Source organism: Bacillus sp. JJ722, from assembly GCF_036963345.1.
Classification (GTDB): domain Bacteria; phylum Bacillota; class Bacilli; order Bacillales; family DSM-1321; genus Bacillus_AD.
Genome location: NZ_JBALMO010000376.1, coordinates 1 through 1,804, shown reverse-complemented (window position 1 = coordinate 1,804; position 1,804 = coordinate 1). Strand labels below are relative to the sequence as shown.

1 protein-coding gene is annotated in these 1,804 nt (G+C 30.2%); it reads right to left on the bottom strand.

What is annotated here, in order from left to right; translation table 11 throughout:
* Positions 1–146 precede the first annotated feature (146 nt).
* Positions 147–1,745, bottom strand: coding sequence for a hypothetical protein (locus tag V7014_RS26400; protein ID WP_335511980.1), 1,599 nt, complete (start codon positions 1,743–1,745; stop codon positions 147–149).
* Positions 1,746–1,804 lie beyond the last annotated feature (59 nt).

Genomic DNA, 1,804 nt, shown 5'->3' with positions numbered 1-1,804 from the left:
CAGATAAGTACGGAAGATAAGAGATATTTTTGCTAATAAGTGCAGATAAGTACGGGAAACAAGAGACTTTTTTTAGAACATATAAATGATAGAAGCAAATGATATAAAGTGTATAAAAAAATCAATAAGGACGTTCAACTACGTCCTTATTGATTTTCATGTTCAATCCTAATTGTATCCTCCGGAACGGGATAAGTTAATTTCATACTATTCATATCTTCTAGTTCATAATGGTTTAATGGATAAGTAGAAATAATAAATGCGCTATTAGCAATTCGCTTATAATCTTTTACTAGAAAGCCCATTTCTTTTATTTCTTTCAGTGCTAATTCAATTTCGTCAAAATTCTCTTTCTTTGTTCGCTTATTAAATCGAATTGAAGAGAAATCTTCCCATTCCATTGTAATCGTTATATCTTCTGATTCTTTTTTATAACTAGTTATACGAGCTTTTTGAAGTACGAATACCAAATGGTATGCAAAATCATTTTTGAGTTCTTGTACTTTCTTATTATAAATGTTGATTGTTTGCTGTTTAATTACATCATCATATACACTATCACTTACAACAGCAGTTACAAACCATTTATTTTTTTCATCCTTATCAATGATCATATCAGAAAATAGAGAGGATATATGAATTTTCCCATCTACATTTTTAGCCATACGATAAAATCCTAATCTTAATAATCTATCTGTTATCATTTGATAAGTATTACGTCCATCCGTCTTTTCATTTTCAGCAATTATATCTGAAAAGTACACTTGAATACGTCGATTCTGTTGGAAATTCTTATGTCTACGATTAATTAAATAAACGAATAATCTCCAATCAGCCATATCGGGAGTACGAATTTTTTTTGTATAAGATTTAATCAGTTCATCATTAGCTGACTTATCTACTATTTCGAGTGTATCCACGTTTTTAATTTCATTAATGGATTCATATGACTGTAAGATGTTACTATCAAGAAACAAATCGAATTCATTTGACATTTCAAAAGATTTTTTTCGTTTTACTGTGATTAAAGATTCAGTACCTATAGAATGTTCATTACCAAGTGCAGCCATTTCTTTCTTAGATACACCCCAATATGGTTGATTTAATGAGGTAGATGGAGCACGTTCTACAAAATCATCTGGCTCATCATTTAAACTGCTTGTATCTACCATTATCTTTCCATCTTGTAGTCCCTTTATTTCTAAATGTTCGAGATTAGTAACTAGCCATTCTCCTATAATGACTAACAAGTCGACTTCAAGTGCAGAGTTTTGTTGATTATTTGTTAATTCCGTAAAAAAGGGGTAGTCACAAATTAATGATGTTCTATGGTCCCTCCAATTGATTAGTTCCTTTAAATAGGAATCTATAGCCTTCTCACAGTCTTTTTCTTTAAACATTTTTTCGAAAGCCATTTGACCTTTTTGGTTCTCATAGTCCTTCATCATTATATATTTTTCAACTAAATGACGGGAAAGTCCTTTTTCATTCAAGGCGTTGTTGTCCTTATAACTTTTCAATCCATCTATCGCTTTATTTGCCCATTGTTTTTTTCTTCGATAGAATTTATTTTTTTTAATATAAACTAATACTTCTTTAGGAGTTTTATTGTCATAGAATTCTTTGTAGAGTTTTTCAGTTAAGAGAAAACACCCTCCACTACCATGGGATAGATAGGATTGAACTTTCTCAAATGATTCTTCTTGCGATATGCCTTTATGTATAAGTTTAGAAATCTCAATCATAACAATACCTCGCTTCTAATGTTCCCTAATTATAACAAAAAATAGTGTTTGGTAAATTG

Coding starts and splice junctions, on each gene's coding strand:
- V7014_RS26400 (WP_335511980.1), bottom strand. CDS start 1,745: ATGATTGAGATTTCTAAACTTATACATAAAGGCATATCGCAAGAAGAA.